Genomic DNA, 25,095 nt, shown 5'->3' with positions numbered 1-25,095 from the left:
ACAGAATTTTAATAATTAGGGTTCTGATAAGCTTTCTTCTCAGCTTCCGACATAGTCATCCGGTCCAATTGGCTTTGTGGAATTGGACGTAAATAATGATAAGGCAATATGGTACGGTTTGTCACCTTAGGATCATGATCACCTTTACTGCTTCCACAGATTGTGTATGAACCAGCTATATCAGCCCAGCTTTGTGTACGTACAAGGTCATACCAGCGATAGCCTTCGCCATAGTATTCGCGAGAACGCTCTGCTAATATATATTCGATATCAATTTTATCAACCGCTGGAGTAGCTTCGATCATTGCAGCACTATTATCTACAATCATTTCAACATTATTGTTGTTATGCCAACGCCATTTACCAGCACGAGCACGAATTACGTTGATAAGCTCGCGAGCATCCATTTCACCTTTTGCACCCTTCACTGCTGCTTCTGCTGCTATGAAGTAAAATTCAGAGAATTTCGCAATATTCCAAGGACGAGTGATAGCACCATTAGGTTGGCCCAATCCCGATCCGTTGTCCGTACGGTAAGTACCTAACTTCCAAAGCCCTGGATAAACTACTCGGCTAATACCACTAGGCGCAATTACCCAATCGGCTCTATCAGGAAGAGTTCCGGCACCGATATTGCTTTGTCCTGATCCTGTTGGATAAGTTATAGCAGTCTCGGGTTCTTCGTCTAAGAAAGTAAGGATAGGATCTCCATTTTTGATAGGCAAACCATTTGCATTATATAATACTTCATTCGCAACACCAGCTTTTTCCCAGTTACCACGATAAACAGTAACGAATGTTCCGTCATAACGGCTATCATTTTTCTTATCTGCAAAAGTCTCAGTAATTACATCTATAGTAGGGCACATACGGGTCCAAGGACGTCCACCCCATTGTACTGCCTCACGTTGTACCGACGAAGTTCCGTAATTTTCCCCATCAACAGAACTCCTGATATCTGTATAGTTCCATGTTGCAAACCAAACTGCGAAACTTTCCGGAGCACCACCATTACTCCAAGACAAGCTGGCTTGATTGTAATATTCGTCTTCAATATGGTCACTATATAATACGATCTCACTATTGCGATCGTTACTACCTAGGTGTACATCATAGAATGTAGGTTGAAGTGCAAACCCTGCAGGATTTTTAATTCCTTCTAAAGCCACATTATAAGCTTCCTGATAATACCATGCTGCATCATGTCCGTCCGGATCTACTCTTGGAGTTTCCGGATATGTAGGAATACTATTAGGGTTCTCCAGCCACCATGCATAAGTAAGGTATGCTTTTGATAAAAACAATCTGGCTGCAGTTTTTGTCAATCCTCCAGTTACACGGCCTTTTTCCGGAAGATGCTGAACAGCAGCTATCATATCTGGGAAAATAGCTTTCGTATAAACTTCAGGAACGGTATTACGTACTGATGTACGAGATGTAGAACTGTTGAACTTCAATTCACCGGAACCAAGATCAAGAGGAACACCTCCGAATGTCTGTACAAGCATAAAATAATCCCACGCACGGAAGAAACGAGCTTCAGCGATCATTGCTTCTGATAAGCCTACAGCTGCGGCATTTTCGATAATACCACTTGCTGTATTAATGTTTGAGAAAGCTGCACCCCACAAAGCATCTGAACGACTGGTGCTAGGTGTTAGCGAACCTGCACCCGACATATCTGTATCCTTAAAGTTGTTGTCAGCACTCTGTGCATAGGTAGATTCATCTGTTCCATTTTGAGCGGCAGCATAAAAATACTGGCCAAAAATCCATCTAGTGTGTGCATATAGAGAGGTCAGACCTCCGCGAACGCCTTCTTCGGTTTTGAAGAAATCGGGATCGGCTGTTCCTCGTGGTTTTTCATCCAACAAATTATCGCTGCATGAAAATGTAAGCATCGCAAAAAGAGCGGCTCCAATTATTATTCTTATATTTTTCATTTTGTTTCTAGTTTTAAGACATTTAGAATGATAAATTCAAACCAAACACATAGTTACGAGTCTGAGGAGTATTAGTTCCTACAGTCAGTGTATTTCTGCTGTATGGCAAACTTGATGTTACAGCTGCATTTTCGTCACCGTAAGAGTTTGTTACCGGATCTAGTCCTGTTTCACGGTTAAATGAAGATCCAAATACAAAAGCATTTTGTACTGTGAAGTAAACGCGAGCACTACTTAAACCAACTTTTCTGAACCATGATGCATTCGGATTAAGGTTATAGCCTAATGTAATTTGACCTACTTTGAAATATGAACCATCAAAATAACCTAGTGTACTACCATATTTCGGGTTATCTCCACTCTGGATACCGCCTGGTCTTGGATATTTTGCATTCGTGTTTTCTGGTGTCCAGTAATCTACATCTACGTTTCCACGTCTACCTGTTAACATATTCAGATAACCATTCGATGAGTGTAATGAACTGACAAGTATACCACCATGTTGATATGTACCAATAATATTTAAATCCCAGTTCTTATAAGCAACGCGCGTATTGAAACCACCTTGCCAATCCGGATCGGCATTCATAATTTGACGGTCTTGAGCACCAATTTCTCTTACGGGAGATCCATCTTCATTATATTCGCCAGTATATTTTACTTTGACCATCCCCACATTACCTCCAGGCTCGTATTGAGTTAGGAAAGGATCACCTTCTTGCCAAAGTCCGATCTTTTGATGATCGTAGATTGAGTTGATTGAATGACCTACGAATAATTTCATATCTTCTTCTCTATCTTGTCCACTAGCTAAAGCAACAACTTTATTTTTGTTCTTATAGAAGTTAAGCCCAGCTTCCCATGTCCAACCATTCATATTATCTATAATCACACCATTAAGTGACAATTCGATACCTTTATTTTGTGATTTTCCCACATTTGCCCAATAGCTACCTACTCCCGAAGTTTGAGGCATAGGAACTTTCATCAGGATATCTTCTGTATCAACGATATAGTACTCTAGGCTACCCCATAAACGATTGTTTAGTAGAGAGAAATCTACTCCGGCATTATATGTTATCGAGTACTCCCAATCCAACTCGTTGTTAGGAACTTCTGTAACATAATACCCTGTAGTACCTTCGTCTCCGAAGTTGTATGGACGTGTATCCAAGCTACCTAGTGTTGCATAAGGAGATACAGCCTGATTAGATGTTTGTCCCCACCCTAAACGCAATTTAAGGTTATCCATCCAGTCAACATTCTCCATAAAAGATTCTCTTGCGATATTCCACCCTGCAGAAATTGCCGGATAAGTATGCCATTGATGACCTTTAGCCAAGCGAGAAGAGCCATCGGAACGAAGAGCAAAAGAGAACATATAGCGGCTATCGTAATCATACATCACACGCCCCATCCATGACTTCAATGCACTAACTTCATATTTCTGTTCTTTTGGATTAAACGTAACATTCGATTTTTCGGCTTGTCCCAGATTCCAATACTGAAAATGATCGGAAGGAATATTTGTCGCAGATATATATGAGCGTTCATATTTAGTTTGTTCTGCCGAATATAGCCCCACTACGTTCAAATGGTGTTTACCAAAAAACTTATCATAAGTTAGAACATTCTCAGCTACCCATTGAGTTGTTGAAGCTTTTTCTCTCGATCCTGATGAAGCAGCATCCGGTGTATCGCTAAATACCCCCATTCCTTGATATCGTCCTCTATCAAGACTTCTTATATTAAGTCCGATATTAATTCGATAACTTAAACCTTCTACTCCAGGTATTTTCACTTCTCCATAAAGAGAGTTATACGAAGCATAGACGCGTTGTTTATCAGCATATTTATCTCCTAAACCCTCAATCGCATCTCTTGAGAACGACCAATATTTATCAGCTACAGATTCTACTCTGTTTTTCCAATTGCCATCTTCATCCCAAGGGTTGATCATTGGCGATATAGCCAATGTATTATACAAGCCTAAACTTTGACCTTTAGTAACATTATAGTTACTATTTGAAGATAATCCTACTCGAACATATTTCCCGATATTCTGATCTATAGTAGCTCTCAAATTTATACGATTATAATCTTGACCCGGCAATAATGACTGATCTTCGAAGTAACCAACACCTATATTATAGCTACCGGTTTCACTTCCTCCCGATACACCTATATCGTGGCTCATTACCATAGCAGTTTTAAACATTAAATCTTGCCAATCGGTATCAACTCCCTGCACCTCATCCATTCCTAAAGTAGGACGAGTACTTCCACTTTCATCTTTTTCGCTGTATATTCCAGCATCTTGTCGAAGTTGATATAATTGGCTACCCGACATCATCGGATATCTGTGATAAAGAGTCTTTGCTCCTAAATAAGCGTTGTAAGTTACTTTTGCTTTTTGCCCTGCTACACCTTTATTTGTTGTGATGATGATTACACCATTAGCTCCACGAGAACCATAGATAGCTGTAGCTGAAGCATCTTTAAGGATATCTAGACTTTTGATATCATTTGGGTTGATATCACCTATTGTTCCGGCAAAAGGGATACCATCCAAAACTATCAGAGGATTATTGTCGGCACTAAACGAACGTGTTCCGCGAATACGGATTTGCATATCCGAACCGGGCTTCGAACTTGTTTGTGACAGCTGCACCCCGGGCATACGTCCTGCAAGAGCAGATGTTACATTCCCTGTTTGAACTTCGCGTAACACATCGCCTCGCATCGAAGCAACTGATCCGGTAACCGCCTCTTTTCGCTGAGTACCGTAACCTACAACCACTACTTCTTCGAGTACTTTATTGTCTTCACGCAAAATCACATCAATCTGGCTACGACCATTAACTTCTATACTCTGTGATACATAACCTATATACGAAAACTCCAAAATAGCATTGTTTTGTGTTGCTAATTCGTACTTTCCATCGAGGTCTGTTATAGTTCCATTAGTGGTCCCTTTCTCAACTACACTAACACCAATCAAAGTTTCTCCACTCTGATCTTTTACCGTTCCGTTAACTTGAGCCTTTTGGGCAAAAGCCATGAGCGGTAAAAACAACATCAACAATAGTAACCTAATTGTTGGTTTTATAACAATACAGTTTTTCATAGAAATGATAATTAAATGTTTGAAATGTTTCTTTAATTAATTGTTTTTCGAAAGTATCTTTTTCACCTATGTAGAATGACAAAACAAAACTAGTTTTATTATACGAATAAAGGACCTGTTTTTGTATCAGACTCCATTTTCAACGTAACATTCAATTCTATTTTTGTTACATATGCTTTGCTATACGTTACATCTCTTCCTGAAAACAAGATAAAGCCGATAATAACACTACTAAACGATCTCGAGAGAGACGACTTATTCTAATATTTCTTAACTTTGAGTAATTACTCTGAGAGTAAAAGTTGAGATAAGCGTTTTTTAGTTTCTAGACAATAACCATTCTCAGTATTTATAACTGTAACTGATATGCTGAAAAACAAGAAGTATTATATTTTACACATAATGCTAATTCTAATTAGTGCTATGCTGAATCTTTCATTATATGCCCAAACAGCAAATTTATATTCAACCGAAAATGGACTAGCTAGTAGTTTTATAAATAAAGTTTATCAAGATAAACAAGGTTATATATGGATTGCTACCGAATACGGTCTCAATAAATTTGACGGAAATAATTTTTCAACATATAAGCATATTGAAGGTGATTCTGAATCATTAAAACATAACTATGTAAGGACTATATTTGAAGATAGTTCAGAAAATCTATACATTGGAACAATCTCAGGTCTGATGCTATACAACCGCGATACAGACTCTTTCGAAGAGATAATTCTGACCAGAGATAGCAAAAATGTATATCCACATATCACATCAATCATTGAAATTCATAATGGTGACATTTGGCTCGCTACCTCAGGTCAAGGTATTTTTTCTGCTAAAAAAGGAACTCTTGTATTTAAGTCTGAAACAGACTTAACAAACTCGTTGAATAGCATCTATCTCAACTTTATTTTCGAAGATTCGCAGCATAATATTTGGATTGGATCGGAAAATGAAGGACTGAATTGCTATAACCCTAAAACAAAAGAAATTAGATCTTACAAAACACCTATTACGATAAACAGTAATAACATTTCGACGATAAACGAAGATTCGCAAGGTAATATCTATGTAGGTACATTGACAAAAGGACTAAGTAAATATGATCCGGAAAGTGATAAATTTCACCCTATCAGACATAAAGGTAATTCTCAACTTTTCATAAAGTCATTAGTTGTTGATGATGATGACAGACTATACATCGGTACCGATGGACAGGGGTTGATGACATATAATAAAAACAAAAATATTATAGAAGACTATGAAATAAGCTCTACTCCTTTCGATTTTTCGAAAAGTAAGATACACTCAATACTATTGGATAGAGATAAAAATATTTGGTTGGGATTCTTTCAAAAAGGTCTGTTCTTTATACCAAATACCAAAAGTAAGTTCAATTATTTCGGATACAAATCATTAAATTACAATATCATTGGCTCGAGTTCTGTAACAGCAATACATAAAGATAGTAAAGGAATAACATGGATAGGAACAGACAATGATGGCACATATGGCATAAATAATAAAGGAGAACAAATCTATCATTATAAAAAAACATCTTCTCCTAATTCGGCTCCCGATATTGTGTATAGTATTCACGAAGATTTACATGGAAGCATTTGGTTAGGCTCGTATACGGATGGATTGGCCAAATTGGATAGAGAAACAGGTAACTGTAAATATATTGATTACCTATCGGATAAGAAAGTCTATTGTATAACCGAAAACAGTAGTGGACATTTACTCGTGGGTACTTATGGTTCCGGCTTTTTTATTCTGGACAAGGATGGAAAAATACTAGAAGCACACGAATCCTCGAAACGAGAAATGGATCTTCTTACAGTAGATGAACTTGCCAACGACTGGATAAATGCTTTGATGTGTGATAAAGACGGATTAATATGGGTAGGTCATTTCAAAGGGCTTAGTTGTTACGATCCGATAAAAAAAACATACCTTACATTTTCCGGGAGAAACAATATTCTGCCCGAAACAGTAGTTCAGGCATTAACCGAAGATGAGAAAGGTAATATCTGGATAGGTACATCGACGGGGCTTTTTATGTTTGACAAACAATCTCAAGAATTTACTAATTACACAACCAAAGAGGGCTTGGCAAACGATGTGATATGCGGAATATGCGAAGATGAGGATCAAAATATTTGGATAAGTACTTATCAAGGTATCAGCAAGCTCAAGACAGATACGAAACAATTTGTGAACTACTATGTGTCGGACGGATTGCAGGGGAATGAATTTTCGAGAGGAGCAGTATTTAAAGACAATCAAGGCAAAGTATTTTTTGGCGGAACAAGTGGCGTAACCAGCTTTTTCCCGAAGGAGATAATTGAAAAGAACAGACCTCTTGATATCTCGTTAACCAATTTCTATATATACAACAAAATCATAAATAAACGAGATAAATCTGACAATCGCGACATCGTATCTGGCACCGATACCGAACGATTTACACTGAATTATAATGATAATACTTTCAGTTTCGAATTCTCGACATTCGACTTTGCATATTCGAAACGAATATCATATCAGTATATGATAGAAAATGTTGATATGGAATGGCTCAGTACTGCTAATGGCGTAAATAGAATTACATATAATAATCTACCTCCTGGCAATTATACATTCAAAGTCAGAGCAAATGATAATGGTAATTATTCACCTATAAAAACATATCAAATTAAGATTGTTCCACCATGGTACAAATCAGTATGGGCAAATTGGATGTATGCTATTCTGGTCATGTTGATCATATATGGAATAGTTGCTTACACTATATCGCGAATCAGATACAAGCAACAATTGATGCAGAAAGACCATGCAGAAAAGGTCAGCGAAGCAAAGCTTCAGTTCTTCATCAATATTTCGCACGAAATACGCACACCTATGACTCTAATTATAAACCCATTAGAGAAGCTCATAAAAGAGAACAAAGATGAAGATACACACAAAATATATCAGATGATTCACCGCAACTCGCAGCGCATTCTTCGTCTTATCAATCAATTGATGGATATCCGAAAGCTCGATAAAGGTCAAATGAAATTGAGTTGCAGAGAAACAGATGTAGTTGGTTTCATTAATGATTTAATGTTAACTTTTGAATATCAGGCTAAAAAGAAGAATATAAATTTCATTTTCGAACACGAAATGAGATCGCTAATGGTTTGGATAGACCTCAACAACTTTGACAAAGTTTTACTGAATATTCTTTCTAATGCTTTCAAATATACACCGGACGATGGAGAGATCAAAGTATCTCTTGCCGTGGGAGGAAACGATAACGACAAGGAGAACTTGAATAAATATTTCGAAATAACAATTGCCGATACTGGAATAGGTCTGGATGAAGATAAGATAGAAAATATATTCGAACGCTTCTATCAAATCAATAATGATCAGACAAACTCAAACTTTGGAACAGGTATAGGCTTGCATCTGGCAAAACTACTTGTCGAAATGCATCATGGTATATTGTATGCCGAAAACAGAAAAGATGTACGCGGCAGTAAATTTATAATCCGATTACCGTTGGGCAATGCTCATTTCAGAGCTGAAGAACTAGAGGCACCGCATAGCGAGCTTGCGGTAAGCCCTTATCGTCTGGCAATGGACAGTCTAGATATTCCAGATAATCTGTACAAAAATATCGAAACTGACAAGCAAGAGAAAAAAGTCAAACCTAAAACAAAATACAGACTATTATTAGTAGAGGACGAAGACGAAATACGCCAATATATTCAGGACGAGCTTTCGGACAGATATAAAATATTAGAAGCCCGAAACGGTAAAGAAGCGTTGGATATAGTAATGAAAGAGCATGTAGATCTTATCATCAGTGATGTAATGATGCCCGAGATGGATGGAATAATGCTAAGTCGAAAAATAAAACAGAATATCAATATAAACCATATTCCGATCATATTGTTGACTGCAAAGACTAAACCCGAAGATAAGATCGAAGGTCTGGAGATCGGAGCAGATGCTTATCTATCCAAACCATTCAACACTGATATACTGAGACAGACGATTAGCAATCTCATCGAAAACAGAGAATTGCTCAAGAATAAATTTGGAGGTAAGCAGCATCAAGACGATAAGATTAAGAGCATCGAATTAAAATCATCTGATGATATATTGATCGAAAGAATAATGAAATTTATCAACGACAATATATCCAATCCCAATCTCAATGTTGAGATGCTTGCCGAAAACTCTGGTATAAGCCGTGTCCATTTACATCGCAAATTGAAAGAATTGACAAGCCAGTCTGCACGCGATTTCATAAGAGGTATTCGTTTGAAACAAGCAGCATCGCTCTTAACTAACAAGAAACTAACAGTCTCTGAAGTTGCCTATGCTGTCGGATTCACTAATCTATCACATTTTTCAAATGCTTTTAAAGAATTCTACGGAGTATCGCCCTCTGAATATAGCAATAGTAATTCAGAAAAAGATAAAAACAATACATAAGCCTATATAAAATTCGCTATAAAAGGATATAACTTTATCTATATTATTTTAGATATATCACCTCAAACAAACTAGTATTAGCAATACTCTAGAATGGTGATATTTTGTACACATGTGTTACTTTTTTTATAAAGTAACATGTCGTGTCAAGTATAATTACAGCACAACTGGAATTGTTAGTGATCAATTTTTCATGCTCTATTAAGCGGTTGTATCATGTAGAAAAGCTTCTGTTACATTTATTCTTCCAAATAAAGAGATAGCATCTTACATTTATCGCAAAATATAAATCAATTGGAAATAACATGAAAAAACTCACTACATTGACTTTAGGTATTGTTATGATTCTCACAATGGCAACTTGCGTAAAAAACACAACGGATAAAGCCGTGTTCAGCTATTTCGAATATCGGGGAATGGACAAAAGGTTTGATAAAGATATTGATCTGCAGAACGAATATTTCAATCCAATCTTGGCCGGATTTTATCCCGATCCCAGTATTTGCCGAAAAGGCAACGACTATTTTATGGTAAACTCGACATTTTCCTATTATCCGGGAGTGCCAATTTTTCATAGTACCGACTTAGTCAATTGGAAACAAATCGGACATGTATTGAATCGTCCATCGCAATTGCAACTCGACAGTATAAGGCTCTCGGGAGGTATATATGCTCCGGCTATTGAATACAATAAATACAATGATACTTTTTACATGATTACAACTTGTGTTGATGGTATCGGAAATTTTGTAGTGAAAACAAAAGACCCAATGCTCAACAATTGGTCTGACCCGATCCCTTTGCCAAATGTTGGAGGTATAGACCCTTCTTTATTTTTCGACGAAGACGGTAAGGCATATATTGTTCACAATGATGCACCCGAAGGAACTCCTGAATGGGATGGGCACAGAGCTATTTGGATACATGACTATGATACAGAAACTGACCAAACCTTCGGCGAACGGAAAGTTATTCTTGACGCCGGAGTTGACAGAAGTACAAAACCCATTTGGATTGAAGGGCCTCATATCTATAAAGTAAACGGGAAATATTATCTGATGGCAGCTGAAGGTGGTACAAGTGTCAATCATACCGAAGTGATACTAAGCTCTGACAATGTGAAAGGACCGTATATACCATACAAAAACAACCCGATACTTTCACAAAAAGGATTACCAGAGCACCGTCCTGATATTGTAACTAGTGTAGGACATGCTGATTTAATTGATACGCCCGAAGGCGATTGGTATGCTGTTTTTCTCGGATGCCGTCCTTACGAAGGTAACCATTATAATACGGGGCGCGAGACATTTTTACTGCCTGTAAAATGGGAAAATAATCATCCGGTTATTTTAGATAAAGATTTGCCTATCCCTACAATTGTAAAGAAAGAAGGTCTGACTCCACAGAAAAGCTACCTGACCGGCAACTTCGTTTGGCGCGATAATTTCGATACTCAAATATTAGCAAATGAATGGCAATTTATCAGAACGCCGAAAGGAGATTGGTTCAATTTTGGTAGTAATGGTCTAGAGCTAAAACCTATTGCTATAAATATAAGCGCTATAGCAAATCCGGCTTTCATCGGTCGTCGCCAGCAACATTCTGAATTTGAAGCTGAGACCGCACTAACTTTTGCTCCTAAATCTGCAAATGAAATGGCTGGACTTGTGTGTTACCAAAACGAAGTACACAACTTTGTCCTCGCAAAAACGTTGATCGGAAACAATCCATATATTATATTAGATCGTGCGCAAAAAGAGAATAAACGTATAGCACAAATAGAAATTCCCTCAGAATACGAATCGGACGCGATTAAGCTAAAAGTCAAAGGAGTCAAAGACAAATACAGTTTCTACGTATCATTCGATCAGGGACAGACCTGGAAGATTGTAGCAGAAGATATTGATGCTAAAAATTTAAGTACCGAATCTGCTGGTGGTTTCACTGGAGCTATGATAGGCATGTATGCCACTGGGAGTTACAAAGCCGACATCTAAATTCTACTAGGATCGAGAAAGAATTATCCGGTTTATTCATAAAAACAATCAACAGATTATTGCTTAATTAGATAGGTTCATTTTCATCAAAAAACATGTTGCGGTCATAACTTCAACTGCCATATAAGCATTGATAGAACCGCAACATGTTCTTCTGAAAACCAAAAACGAATCCAAGAATTATTTTATCGAATCAATGAACTATCCAAATTATATTTTTATCTTCTAATTCACATTTCTATTTCTATTTTTTCTCCCGTGTAAATTGCAGTCTTTACAATTTCGGAAGACGTCATTCCTAGTCCTGAATTAGGAGTAACTATAACAACATCAATATTAACATTCTCTTTCATTCCTGAAAATGATCCACTTCGTTTACCTATGGTCAACACCTTTTCTTTATCATTCCACTTCAGCTTGAATGTACTGAATTCACCCTTTTCGTAATTATAATTATTGCCTTCGTCTTCGTAAACTGTAAATGATCCATCCTGACCTGGATATATCCGTATCTCCAAAGAGCCATCTGTATCCTCCGATGCATATTGTTTCTCTGGTCCAAATGGTATTATTGATCCGGCTTTTACAAACAATGGTATCTTTGAAATATCAACATCCATGTTGATTGTTTCTCCTCCTTCATATTTATTTCCGGTCCAAAAATCAAACCATCCATTTTGAAATTCAGGCAGATAAATCGTCCATTGATCAACTCCGCCTTCTACAACCGGAGCAACCAATAATGATGGACCAAACATGAACTGATAACGCTGCTCTAAGGCCTGAATATCATTGGGATAATCCATTACTAACGGACGCATAAGGGTTGATCCATCAAATGATACAGCTGCATTACCTGAATAGATATAAGGGAGCATTCGATAACGTAGTTTCAAATACAGTTTGGCTATATCTTCTACTTTTTCGCCATATCTCCACGGTTCTGTATTACTCATGTATCCATGAACCCGCATCAAAGGTAAAAATGTGCTTATCTGGAACCAACGTATAAACTGTTCGTGATACTCTACACTTGTATATTGATCATTAGGACGAAAGAATCCTCCAGCATCATATGTCCACCACGGAAGTCCGGAAGCCATTTGACCTAGCCCTCCAACAATTTGTCGACGTAAGGTTTCCCAATCATGCCCAACATCACCTGACCAAGTAGCAGCTCCATAACGTTGCATACCCGAAAAGCCACTACGAGTGAAAATCATAGCCCGCCTGTTCGGATCGTCTTTACGCAATCCCTCATAAATAGTCTTACTCACAAATAGAGGATAAACATTTTGATAAACCTCTCCCGGAGTATTTCCTTTATTAACTCTGCGCCCTTGTAAATCGTCATTTTCGGGTTCGGTAGCATCCTGCCACCAAGCATCAATTTGGTATGGTTTAAGGAGCCTATCACTAAAATTCTGCCAATAAAATGCTGCTGCATCTGGATTGAAAAAATCGATCCAATCGCTATCCGGAATATAAAAACCTCTGTCAGCCATTTGTTCTCCGACTTCTGATTCTCTATCTATTTTAGACCATACAGAAATCATCAATTTCATATTCATATTATGAAGTTCTTGTACCATGTTAGCAGGATCAGGATAACGTTCTTCGTCAAACTGCATAGCATTCCAACCATATTTACCCCAATATTGCCAATCTTGTACAATTAAGTCAATTGGTAATCTTCGGCGACGAAATTCTTTCGCATTTTCCAACAATTCAGTCTGAGTATTATAGCGTTCTCTACAATGAATGTATCCCATTGCCCACAAAGGCATTAATGGTGCTGGTCCGGTCAATTTTCTATAACTTGAGATTACCTCGTCACCTGTACCTGCAAAAACCGTATAATCTAAAGCTTGAGCCACTGGCGATCTAAATACAGTTTCGTCTGCCACCATATGCCAATTTAAGATAGGCTTATCATTCCGTTCACCTTGTACTTCTATTTTATGAATTCCAGCTTTCAAGTGAACTATAGTGGATGTAGTGGGTGGAAGCCAAGTATTATTAACATCGATAACTTTTTCTCCATTGATCGATAGGTAATGCTTTCGTGCCATCTTCTGACCAACATCTAGCAACAATGAATAATAACCATCTTCTTGTACCTCAATAGACCCAACAAATGCATTTATCTGCCTTCGTTCTCTTTTGTTTCCACTGGTACTTGTAGCATTCACTATATGTGCTTCGCCATCACTATCTATGGAAATAAGTTCTACAGACTTATCCGCCGGATTATAGTCTGTCAATCCATAATTGTTCCACAGAAGGCCGTAACCTTTATTGGATAAAACAAATGGAATGGCAATCTGAGTATTCACTTGAGTCAAACGTCGAGTTAATCCTCTTATGTTCAAATACCCATCTTGAAATTGCCCTGTTCCATATAGATATTCATCTTTTGGTGAAAAAAAATGCTGCTCTACCTCAAAAGTAGCTTCTCCTTGTATTGAAGAATTCTTGATGATACGCCCACCTATTTTCTCTGCCAGAATTATTTCTCCATTTCGATTCTGAAAAGAAAGGGCCTCGCTATTCTTGTCAAATACTGCTATAATATTTTTTAGCTTAAGAACAACTTCTTCTTTATTTTCTATAATATCATACACTGGAGTTGAAACTTCAGGGACGTAGATTAATTCATCTTGGATAGAAGCGTCAGGTTTAAAAAATCGGACTCGTACAGCATTATCGTGTAAAGCTAGAAGGTGTAGTTTCCCTTCCGATAAAGAAATCTCCAGACCGTTACCAATATCCTTACTATTTTTGCTATTGCTACAATTATATAACGACAATATCGATACAGCCAATAGGCACCTTATCAACAATCGGTTCATCTTCTACAATTAAATGATTATTTATAACAGTATATTTATCGAAACTCAAAAAAATGAATATGCATTCTTTTCATTTAAATTCCCAAGAATCCCAAAAGAATAAATTATTCTTTTGCGCATTACTTCTAAAGCAGAAATATAGGTCATGCTTTCCAATAGCATTTTCTACCGAGCACGATATCGATTGATACCTATCCATTGCTCCCGAAGGAAGTATCTTCAGTGTTCCTACCAAGGGTCCATCTGTACTATCTAAACGTATATCGATATACCCTCCATCTACAAGAGAGGCTACCGATGCGCTAAACTCTTTTGCTCCATTACCAAAATCAACTCCACGAATACATAATGATTCTCCATTATCAATATTGGTTACACTTATTCTACCATCAGGCATTTTTTCGGTCTTTAATCCGTATCCCCAAGCCATTGTTTCTGCTTCTACACGGCGGTAAGGATTAAACGATTCAATCTGATCTAGTCTTGTATCCAACCAATATGGTACTTCCTGAATAGTACCATCAGTATTATAAAACATTCTTGCCACCGATGCCGATCTTCGCTCATGGTGTTTGAACGTCTCCATATGCATTAAGTCATAATTTAGACCGAAGACATAGGACTTACCCTTATAGTCAATGATCCCAGGGTGATTACCTCTTGATCTGTGAGTTGGTTTCATAATATATCCTTGAGTTTTCCATGGACCCGTTGGTTTATCACTCATTGCATAACCTATACCTTCGGGGCAACATGTTGAAGCAAAAGCCATATAATAATGTTTATCACGTTTATATACCCATGGTCCTTCCTGATAATGCTCCGGTTTTTCAGCCAGCTTTACAATATCTCCCGAATAAGAAAGCATATCCTTATTCAGTTTCACATAATATACATTCGGATTTCCCCAATACATATAAGCTTGTCCGTCATCGTCAATAAATACTGAAGGATCTATATCTTCCCAATGCTCTTTTTGCCATACCAAAGGCTTTTTAAGGGGGTCGACAAAAGGTCCATAGGGCGAATCGGAAACCAATACGCCGATACCTTGTCCATGTATGGGGCAATACATATAAAATTTGCCATCCCTCTCTATTACTTGCTGAGCCCATGCCCCATTATCTCGTATCACCCACTCAAAATCTTTGAGTGAAGCTACTACCCCATGATCGGTCCAATTTACCATATCGGTAGATGTATAAAGCAGCCAATCGAACATTTTAAAGCCCTGAGCATCATCTTCATCGTGAGTTGTATATAAAAACACAGTGTCATTATATACCATCGGTGCAGGATCTGCTGTGTATTTTGTCTGAATAGCTGGTCTTTGCGCATAGATAGCAAACGAATTAATAATTGCAAAAAACACAATCAGCAGCCTCAAATTTATCTTATTTCCCATATCGAACATTATTAATTTTCAATACTATTAATCAACTAATTAACCATCACAAATCCACCATTAGGTTGGATGATAATTTCTATAACACCATTTTTGCCAACCTCGATCTCTTTGGTAGATATTTCTAAGTTTTTATTGTCATTATAAATAATAACCTTTTTATCAATGAACATCTCCAAATTCAGTTTCAATTTAACAGCTTCTTTATTCGCATTTACTCCTGCAACATACCACTTGTCTCCATGGCGACGAGCTACAACTGCATATTTGCCAGGGTAACCATCTATATATACTGTTTCATCCCAAGTTGTCGGTATGTTTTTCATAAAATCAATAGCAAGCGATGGAGCATCTGTCAAGTTATTTGGTGTGAGAGCAAACATCTGTACCGGATTCTGGAAGAGTACAGCCGTTGCTAGTTGAAAAGCATCTGTTGTTAAGCGTTTTTGTCCTTCACTATTACCTCTGTTAAGGTATTTATTCAGGAATGTTCCACCAAACTCCATAGCTCCCACAGCATTACGTATAAATGGGTGTAACGATGCAAAAAATGCTTCCTCCTTGCGAACTCCTTCCGAGAAGATCAACATTTCGGATGCTATAACGGCCTCGCTTCCTACATAATTGGGATACATTCGTTCCCATCCGCGTGGAAGAGTACAGCCATGAAATACAATCATCAAACCATAATCATTGGCATCAGAAAGAATATCTTCGTATAAACGCATAGTTTCTTGTTTATCTCCTCCAAAGAAATCCACCTTCAGCCCTTTTACGCCAACCTCTTTCAGCCATTTCATTTCTTTTTTACGTTCAATCGATGTATTCATTTTATTTTTAGGACTCTGTGGAGCATCATTAAACGATCCGTTAGAATTATACCACAAGAATACATCTACATTTTTAGAGTTCGCATATTTTATCAATTCTCTCATTCTATCGTAGCCTATATTGGTATCCCACAATGCATCCATCAAAATATATTCATACCCCATTTCTGAAGCTAAATCAATATATTTCACCTGATCTGCCCAGTTCATACTCGGATCTTGCCACACAATCCAACTCCAGGTACTTCGGCCATATTTATATTTCTGCGAAGGTTCATAAAGTGGGTCTACTACATCAAAAGGGATAGTAGTCTCTACAATTGGACTGAGGTTATCTCCCACTGTAATTGTCCGCCACGGAGTAACTCCCGGTAGACCAAGTTGAGCTCCTACGCTGCCAAAACCATTATTCTGTTTCTGATCAGGATATTCAACTCTGTAAATACCATCTTTATAATTACTTAAATGCGACGCACAGTAAAGGCTACTAACTCCGGTTTCGGACAATAACACCCAGCCATCTTCCCCTATTCTGAAAAGACCTGGAAATACATATCCGGTTGGAGAATTTGTTTCAGACAAAGCCACATCAGCCTGATAGCCGGACTCATAACTTGGCGAAGTGCGGGCAAAAGCTCCCATAGGTCCCATCATATAGGAAAGAAATGCCGTAGTTGCTGAAGGGAATTTATAGCCTGTGACTTCTCTTTCAACGACACATGCTTTTCGATCGCCCCATTCCGGGAGTTCGTAACGGAAAGCGATATCGTTGTTACTTACCTGAAAGAGTATTGATATATTTTTCTGCCCTGCCCCTTCTAAAGTATATTTAAGAGTATTTGCCTGATAATGCACCTCAGATTGTTTAATCTTATCCTGATTATAGTACTTATCTACTTTACCTTCTTTATGAGAAACATACTTCAGACCGATGCTCAAATCTCCTTCATTAGTCACAAGTCCTAAAGGTGATTTTTCCAACATCACTTTATTTTTAAATCTGACAGAATACAGTAGTTCTTCATTCTCTAACGAAACATCAACAGACAATTGTCCATCAGGACTTGATACTGATATATTCTGCGAAAATGCGACACAGAAACTAAATACTAGAAGTAGAGTTAATAGATTTTTTTTCATTTACGTCAGTTGTTTATTTTTTATAATTCATTTTTATTATCTAGCCATTATTTATTGAAGAGTAATTTTTAATTGCTGCAAATTATTCTCATCCGAACTAGTACCATAATAAATCATATAGTCACCCGCAACAATATTCATTCGGTATAAAGTCTCATCGTACCACTCAAAGGAAGAAGGTTCTAAATCTAAAATTATTTCGGTGGATTCTTTAGCAGATAATTCTATTCGTTTAAATGCACGTAATGTTTTTACCGGTCCTTCATCACCCTCTTTTTTCACATACACCTGCACGATTTCGGTTCCTTTATATTTTCCTGTGTTTTGCACTGGGATAGTTAACGTTACCGACTCTCCGACTTTAATGTTCGCATTATTTACTTTAGCAGTACCAATTCTAAAGGTTGTATAACTCAATCCATGTCCAAAAGGGAAAAGTGGTTTCTCTATCATATATCTATATGTTCGCCCCTTCATATCATAATCTTCGAAATCAGGCAATTGTTCTACATTTTTATAAAAAGTGATAGGCAATTTACCTGAAGGGTTATAATCTCCGAATAATACTTCAGCCACTGCTTGCCCCCCAGCTTGCCCCCCGTACCATGCTTGTAATATAGCTTCGCAATTCTCGCTTTCGGGAACCAATCCAATAGCAGATCCCGAACAATTCACCATAATTACTTTCTTACCGGCTTCTTTTAAAGCTTTAATACAACTTCTCTGCGAAGCTGGCAATTCGATATCCGTACGATCACCACCTTTAAAACCTGGAAGTTCAATCGGCATTTCTTCTCCTTCTAGTTCTCCCGAAATACCACCCGCAAAAATTACAATATCTATACCTTTTAATTTATCTATTAATTTCTGATAATTAACAGGCGATTCTTTTCCTATATTAAAATGGAGGTTTGCATTCGTAAAATTATAATTCTGCGTAAAATTTATTCTTATTTTGTATTGCTTTCCTTTCTCTACCATATAAGGAATCCTTTTAGCGACAAATCGCCACGAACTGTATTCTGAAACGACTTCATCATTAACCAGCAGCTGACAGTCTCCTATAGATTGTAGCCTGAAAACAATTTCTCCGGACTCCGAAGGGGTTAATACAGTTTCATATACAGCCGAAAAATCTTGTAAATTAACACCATCAGCAAAAGGATGTTGTCCGGTTGTCGACAGACGTATAGGTTTGTCATATTGCACTATCGATACCATGTTGCCTGCTCGTTGCTTATTGTTCCAATAAGTAGCTTTTATCCCAGCTTTTCCTTCAACTTGACATTCCGCCAACAGTGGTTCTAATATCATATCATCAACCAAATCGCAACCTTTATCATAGACGACCTCTCCTTGGGTAATATTCTTTATACCTTCAAGAATTGTTATTGTTTTTGCGGGTGTACCATTATAGTTTCCCCACATCAATTTTGCGTCATCAGCGTTAGGACCTACAACAGCTATTTTCTGTTTTTTAGAAAGTGGCAGAATATTCTTTTTATTTTGAAGTAAAGTCATTGTCTCCCGAGCCATTTCAAGAGCCAAGACTTGATGTTTTTTACAGTTGACTATTGAATCCGGAAGATTAGCCCAAGGGACGATTGAATTATCATCAAAATCACCTAGATTGAAACGCTCAATTAATAATCGTAAGACACTCTTATCAATATCCGATTCATAGATCAAACCACGTGAAACTGCATCTACCAGTTCATGATAAGCATATCCATATCCGCATTCTAAATCTGTTCCTGCTATGACACCTTTAACTGCAGCATGAAGAGCATCAGACGAAACTTTATGCGAAGTGTAAAAATCGGCAATCGCTCCACAATCTGAAACTACCACACGATTAAATCCCCACTCGTCTCTAAGGATACGCTGCAATAAACGAGTGTTTCCACAGCAAGGCTCATCATCTTGTCGATGATAAGCACACATTACTTGGCTTACATCAGCTTTCTGAACTAAGGATTGAAATGCCGGCATATAAGTTTCCCACAAATGCCGGTTATCCAGATTATTTAAATTCAGTTCATGACGATTCCATTCCGGACCTGAGTGTACAGCATAATGCTTGGCACAAGCTAATAATTTTCTATATTTTGCATCTGCTGGCCCTTGCAAACCTTTGACAACAGAAACTCCCATACGAGATGTCAGATAAGGATCTTCACCATAAGTTTCTTGCCCTCGTCCCCAACGCGGATCTCGGAAAATATTCACATTAGGCGTCCATACTGATAAACCATTGTCTTGTCTTCGTTCATCTCCTCTCCTTTCTCGGAAATGAAAACGGGCACGCGCTTCATCTGATATAGCATCAAAAACTTTATACACAAGGCTATCATTGAAAGAAGCTGCCATACCGATAGGCTCGGGAAAAACTGTTACGTCCCCTTGGTTTGCGACACCATGCAGAGCCTCGCTCCACCATGCAAACTTCTTCACTCCCAAACGAGGAACCTCTTTGGAATAATCGCCCATCAAGCCAACTTTCTCTTCCAATGTCAAGCGAGACAGAAGATCTTTTGCTCGTTCTTCCGATCTAAGATCAGGATTCTGATATGGGTATATTTGTGCAATTGTACTACTAAAGCTACAAAGCCAACATAACGAAATGACAATTAAATATTTTCTTGTGCTTTTCATTTTAACAGGTATTTAATAAATATCTATTTATATGTTTATTCTAAATTTGAGGTTGACCAATCCGTACAGCATATTGATGGCTAGAACAGCCAAATCTTAAATTATAAATTTATTCATTTGACCTCATTTATTTGAACAGTTCTATAACATATACTTTAGATTACAATACATCTTTCACAGACAGAGTAACATTTGTTTTTCTCTATGTATCATTCTCAATCATTAAACACTGATTATCAGCACCTATAACAAAAAAAGATCATACACTTTTATCTAAACAATAAGGGTGTATCTCTGTTATAGATACACCCTATAATATTTTAGGTAATTAATTATTGAAATATGATTTCTACAACAAAGCTTTTTCAAACATTAGTTTCATCATCATCAGTATCCTTATGTTGAAGATCCATATACTCTGTAGGAGATATACCATAGAGTTCTTTAAAGGCTGTTGAAAAATATGCTACATTAGCAAATCCAGTAAGATTTGCAACTTCAGTAACATTATGACGCTTATCAGCAAACATTAAGGCAGCTTGTTTCAGCCGGACATTACGAATCAAGTCTCTTGTTGATTGATTAGTCAACTCTTTCAACTTACGATGCAAATGAACACGGCTTATTCCTACTTCATTTGCCAGCATTTCTACATTTAAGTTTTGATTACTTATGTTTTGGTTGATAACCTTCATTATCCGTTTAAGCAACTTATCATCAGGCGACTCAATTTCTATTTTAGATATTTGAGATTCTACATTCTGATTACCACTAAAAGTATTTCTAAGCAATTCTCTACTCTTAATAAGATTTTGAACCGTTTTACGTAATATATTAATATTAAATGGTTTTGTAATATAGCCATCCGCCATCGTATCCAAGCCTTCGATGTTATCTTCTTCTCTGTTTTTGGCTGTCAGCAGAACGACCGGAATATGATTTAACATAATATTCTGTTTGATTTTCCGGCATAATGTCAAGCCATCCATTTCCGGCATCATCACATCGCTGATAACCAAATCTGGAGCCTTTTTCTGGATTTTCCCCAAAGCGTCTTTTCCATTATGACTCTCTATCATTATAAACTCATCGGATAATGCTTCACAGATATATTTTCTTATTTCCTCATCATCTTCAACTAAAAGTACTCTATAGCTGGTTTTCGTCCTAGTCTTTTCTACCTCAGAATCGTCTATTAACCAATTATCTACAAAATCCTTATCTACCATTGCAGGTGTGTATACTTGTAACTCATCAATTTCTTCCGGTTTCAGATGATCTTTACCCAAAGGAAGTCTAACTACAAAGTGACAACCAGCTTTGCCTTCGTTATTTTTAACATATATCAATCCATGATGTAGCTCGACTAATGAATGAACAAGATGTAATCCTATTCCTGTCCCTATATTCGAATTATTCAGATGATTACGTATCTGATAGAATCGTTCAAAGATTTGTTCCATTTCACTCTCTTCTATTCCGATACCACTATCTTCAATCGTGATTTCAACAAATCGTTTCATTGCACCCGAAGCCATCGGATCATTTCCTTGGCGTAGATATAAATTTACAGTTCCATCTTCTGGCGTAAACTTGAATGCATTCGATAAAATATTAAGAATGATTTTATCAAAGTTTTTCGGATCTATCCAGATTTTAAATTCCTCAAAATCAGAATGGAAGTTGAAACTTATATTCTTCCGTTTAGCCTGATATTCATATGTATATTTCAAATCATTGATGAAGCCAACAATATCCACCTCTTTCATTTTCAGAAGCATCTGGCCTTTATCTATCTTTCTTATATCCATCAACTGATTTATCAAAGAAATTATTCTTTCCGAATTTCGATTAATCAAGCGATATGTTTTCTGTCGCTCAGTATCTTTATCGGTATTCATCAAGTGTCTCAGTGGACTTATTATCAATGACATCGGAGTACGTATCTCGTGCGAGATATTCATAAAAAACTGAAGTTTAGCTTCGTTTATCTCCTCAGCATGCATATGCTTTAGCATTTTTTGATGATTACGATATCGTTGTCGAGCTTGCATCACAAGTAATGCTAAAATGATTAATCCTATTAATACATAAATTATTTTAGCCCATACAGATGCATACCAGGCCGGAGAAATAATTATAGTTATAGTTTTGGGATCGGAAATAGATGTGTAATTTTTGGCTCTAACACTGAAGGTGTATTTACCCGGTAATAGATTATTGAATGATAAACGATTTAGCCCTGTCTGAAGATTTACCCAAGCTCCTCCATCGAAGGAATATAGGTAAGTAATCCGCTCCGGATTGCTAAACTCCATGGCAGAAAGCTCTATACTAAAAGAGTTATCGTAATGTGACAAATGAAATTCTTTAGCATCCATCACCGAAGTGTCAATAATTGTATATTTCCCAGATTTGACATCTTTTTTCACTGAAACATTATTTATATAGAAATCTGTAATATATACTTCTGGCTTTTGATAAGGATTAACAATGCGTTCTGGATTAAAATAAGTTATTCCATCTACACCACCAAATACAAATTCATTATTCTTCTCATCTACATAAGCAGTTCCTTTTGTAAATTCATTGCCCAATAATCCATCACCCGAATAATAACAAACAATATTCTTAGTTGTCATGTTAAGCTTTGCCATACCGTAATTTGTGCTAATCCATAGATTGTCATTATTATCACCCTTTATGGCACTGATCGAATTGTTCGGAAGTCCATTTTTTAATGTATACTCAGTTATATTTCCGGTTAAAGGGTCGAAATGTATCAAGCCGGTAGAAGATCCCGCCCAAATTTGCCCATCTTGGCTCTCATATATTGAAAAAATGATTCTTCCTGACAATAACTTGTTTTTCTTGTATGTAGACACAAAACTCAAAGTCTCAATATCCAAACACGCTATTCCATCATATGTTCCTATATAAAGTTTGCTTTTATCATTAGAAACCAAAATACAATTGACCCACTGATTTTGTAATACATTACTATCTTCACTAAAATCTTCATTTGTTGTAGGAGTCTTACATCTTACGATATTACTAGTTTTTAAATCCATATAATACAGACCACCTCCCATTGTCCCGATCCACAATCGCTTATATTTGTCTTCCGCAAAGCAATAGACATTTTTTGTATAATTAGACTCGTGATCAACTAGTTTGTATGAGTAATCGCAATGACCTGTTTTAGGGTCCATCTTTACCATACCATTCAGATAAGAGCCAATCCACAGATTTCGCTCTGAATCTTCAAAAATAGCCATACTTGTTGGAGGTACAGAATTTGGCTTTCTTACTGATGGGTAATGTTTTGCTTTTTTATAATCGCTATCAATTCGATATATACCATCATTATCTGTCCCAACCCACAATGTTCCTTCATGATCTTTGAAAACAGACATAACACAATTAGACCCTATTATATTATTTGTTATAGAATTTCGTCCAATATATCTAAATTCATTAGTTATAGCAGGAAATAACATTACTCCTTTCTGATAAAAACCCATCCAAATATTACCGACTTTATCTTTAATTATCGAATGTATTTTCGACGTGTTTATATTGAAAGACGCAAACTGAAAATTACTTTCCTTTATCTGACGTTCTTCAATATCATAAACTTTCATTCCGCAGCCATCTGTACCAATGTAAATTTCGTTCTGATTGGCTAAGTATAATTCTTTTATCGGCAATGCTGAATCTCTCGAATATAAGATATGCTGAAAATTTTCTGTTTTTTCATCATATCTAAAGAGACCTTTCTCCAAACTACCTACATATAAAATACCGCTTGTATCTTCACAGATACTCGATATTGAATTCCAAACGGCCTTTTCACCATCAAACTTCTTCTTTATTTGATTATTTGCATCAATACACACAAGTTCCTGATTACTTGCACCAGAGCCTACCCATAGATAGTCATTTCTATCTTCATAGATTAAGTTTATTAAAGTAGACGATACGGGTAAATCTATTGGACGAGCTACAAGACTATTCCGATCTGCATCAAGCCGAAATACTCCATACCCGGAAGTTCCTATTAATATATCTCCACTCCTTCGCTCAATTATAGTTGTCACATTAGCCGGTACAGTATCATTATTAAATCCGAGAAGAACAATATCATGAAATTTATCTGTAGCAAAATCATAAAGTTGAGCTCCTGTAAGAGTACCAACATATAGGTTTCCTTTGCTGTCGTCAGCTATAGTTTTAACATAATTGCTTACCAAAGAGAATTCTTTGTCCCTATTTTGTTTATAAGTTGTAAACTTAGCGCCATTATAGCTCGTTAAACCATCATCTGTAGCAATCCATATAATTCCTCTTTTGTCTTGAAAAACTTTATTTACCATACTGGAAGGTAGTCCCATATTGGTAGTAAATAGTTTCCCAATTTGAGCACAAAGGGTGGTTGATAACAAAAAACCAAATAGGCACAATAAAAACCTATATTTTTTCATAGTATTAAAATTCTCTTTTTCTTATAGTTTTTCACGGTTATTATAGAAGATGACACGATGGAGCTTATAATCTAAGAATAGATATAATTATCAAAACAAGTCCTTCCATACAAATATAAGAATTTATTGTCAGGCTATTATTTCATTTAACGATCTACTTATTAACAA

General features: G+C 36.8%; 9 protein-coding genes. 2 read left to right on the top strand and 7 right to left on the bottom strand.

Features of this window, described 5'->3' with window-relative positions; genetic code table 11:
* Positions 1-8: 8 nt before the first annotated feature.
* Together C1A06_RS06810 and C1A06_RS06805 are read right to left on the bottom strand one after the other, a co-directional pair.
* Entirely contained in the window at positions 9-1,943 is a 1,935-nt protein-coding gene (locus C1A06_RS06810; RefSeq protein WP_101689496.1) for a RagB/SusD family nutrient uptake outer membrane protein, read from the bottom strand.
* A gap of 22 nt (positions 1,944-1,965) precedes the next feature.
* Positions 1,966-5,070: a SusC/RagA family TonB-linked outer membrane protein gene (locus C1A06_RS06805; protein ID WP_101689495.1), complete on the bottom strand. Its 3,105-nt coding sequence runs from the start codon at positions 5,068-5,070 to the stop codon at positions 1,966-1,968.
* Between the two features lie 402 nt (positions 5,071-5,472).
* On the opposite strand from C1A06_RS06805, the gene C1A06_RS06800 reads away from it, so the two are divergent.
* Positions 5,473-9,561 carry a hybrid sensor histidine kinase/response regulator transcription factor gene (locus C1A06_RS06800; protein ID WP_245872018.1) on the top strand — a complete coding sequence of 1,363 codons (4,089 nt, stop codon included), beginning with the start codon at positions 5,473-5,475 and terminating at the stop codon, positions 9,559-9,561.
* Positions 9,562-9,866: 305 nt separating this feature from the next.
* Complete coding sequence (locus tag C1A06_RS06795; RefSeq protein WP_101689493.1) at positions 9,867-11,561, top strand: glycoside hydrolase family 43 protein; 1,695 nt, start codon at positions 9,867-9,869, stop codon at positions 11,559-11,561.
* Between the two features lie 230 nt (positions 11,562-11,791).
* Here C1A06_RS06795 and C1A06_RS06790 read toward each other — a convergent pair whose 3' ends face one another.
* From C1A06_RS06790 to C1A06_RS06770, 5 genes are all read right to left on the bottom strand, one after another.
* A complete protein-coding gene (locus tag C1A06_RS06790; protein WP_101689492.1) occupies positions 11,792-14,413 on the bottom strand; it encodes a glycoside hydrolase family 31 protein in 2,622 nt (873 codons plus the stop codon).
* A gap of 70 nt (positions 14,414-14,483) precedes the next feature.
* Positions 14,484-15,818: a glycoside hydrolase family 43 protein gene (locus tag C1A06_RS06785; RefSeq protein WP_185116825.1), complete on the bottom strand. Its 1,335-nt coding sequence runs from the start codon at positions 15,816-15,818 to the stop codon at positions 14,484-14,486.
* Positions 15,819-15,853: 35 nt separating this feature from the next.
* Entirely contained in the window at positions 15,854-17,788 is a 1,935-nt protein-coding gene (locus tag C1A06_RS06780) for a glycoside hydrolase family 97 protein (RefSeq protein WP_101689491.1), read from the bottom strand.
* Between the two features lie 51 nt (positions 17,789-17,839).
* A complete protein-coding gene (xyl3A, locus tag C1A06_RS06775; protein ID WP_101689490.1) occupies positions 17,840-20,443 on the bottom strand; it encodes a xylan 1,4-beta-xylosidase in 2,604 nt (867 codons plus the stop codon).
* Positions 20,444-20,808: 365 nt separating this feature from the next.
* On the bottom strand, positions 20,809-24,927 hold the full coding sequence (locus C1A06_RS06770; RefSeq protein ID WP_101689489.1) for a two-component regulator propeller domain-containing protein: 4,119 nt from the start codon (positions 24,925-24,927) through the stop codon (positions 20,809-20,811).
* Positions 24,928-25,095 lie beyond the last annotated feature (168 nt).

Source organism: Dysgonomonas massiliensis (genome assembly GCF_900240225.1).
Classification (GTDB): domain Bacteria; phylum Bacteroidota; class Bacteroidia; order Bacteroidales; family Dysgonomonadaceae; genus Dysgonomonas; species Dysgonomonas massiliensis.
The sequence above is the reverse complement of the archived record's forward strand: the minus strand, read 5'-3'. Positions and strand labels throughout refer to the sequence as shown.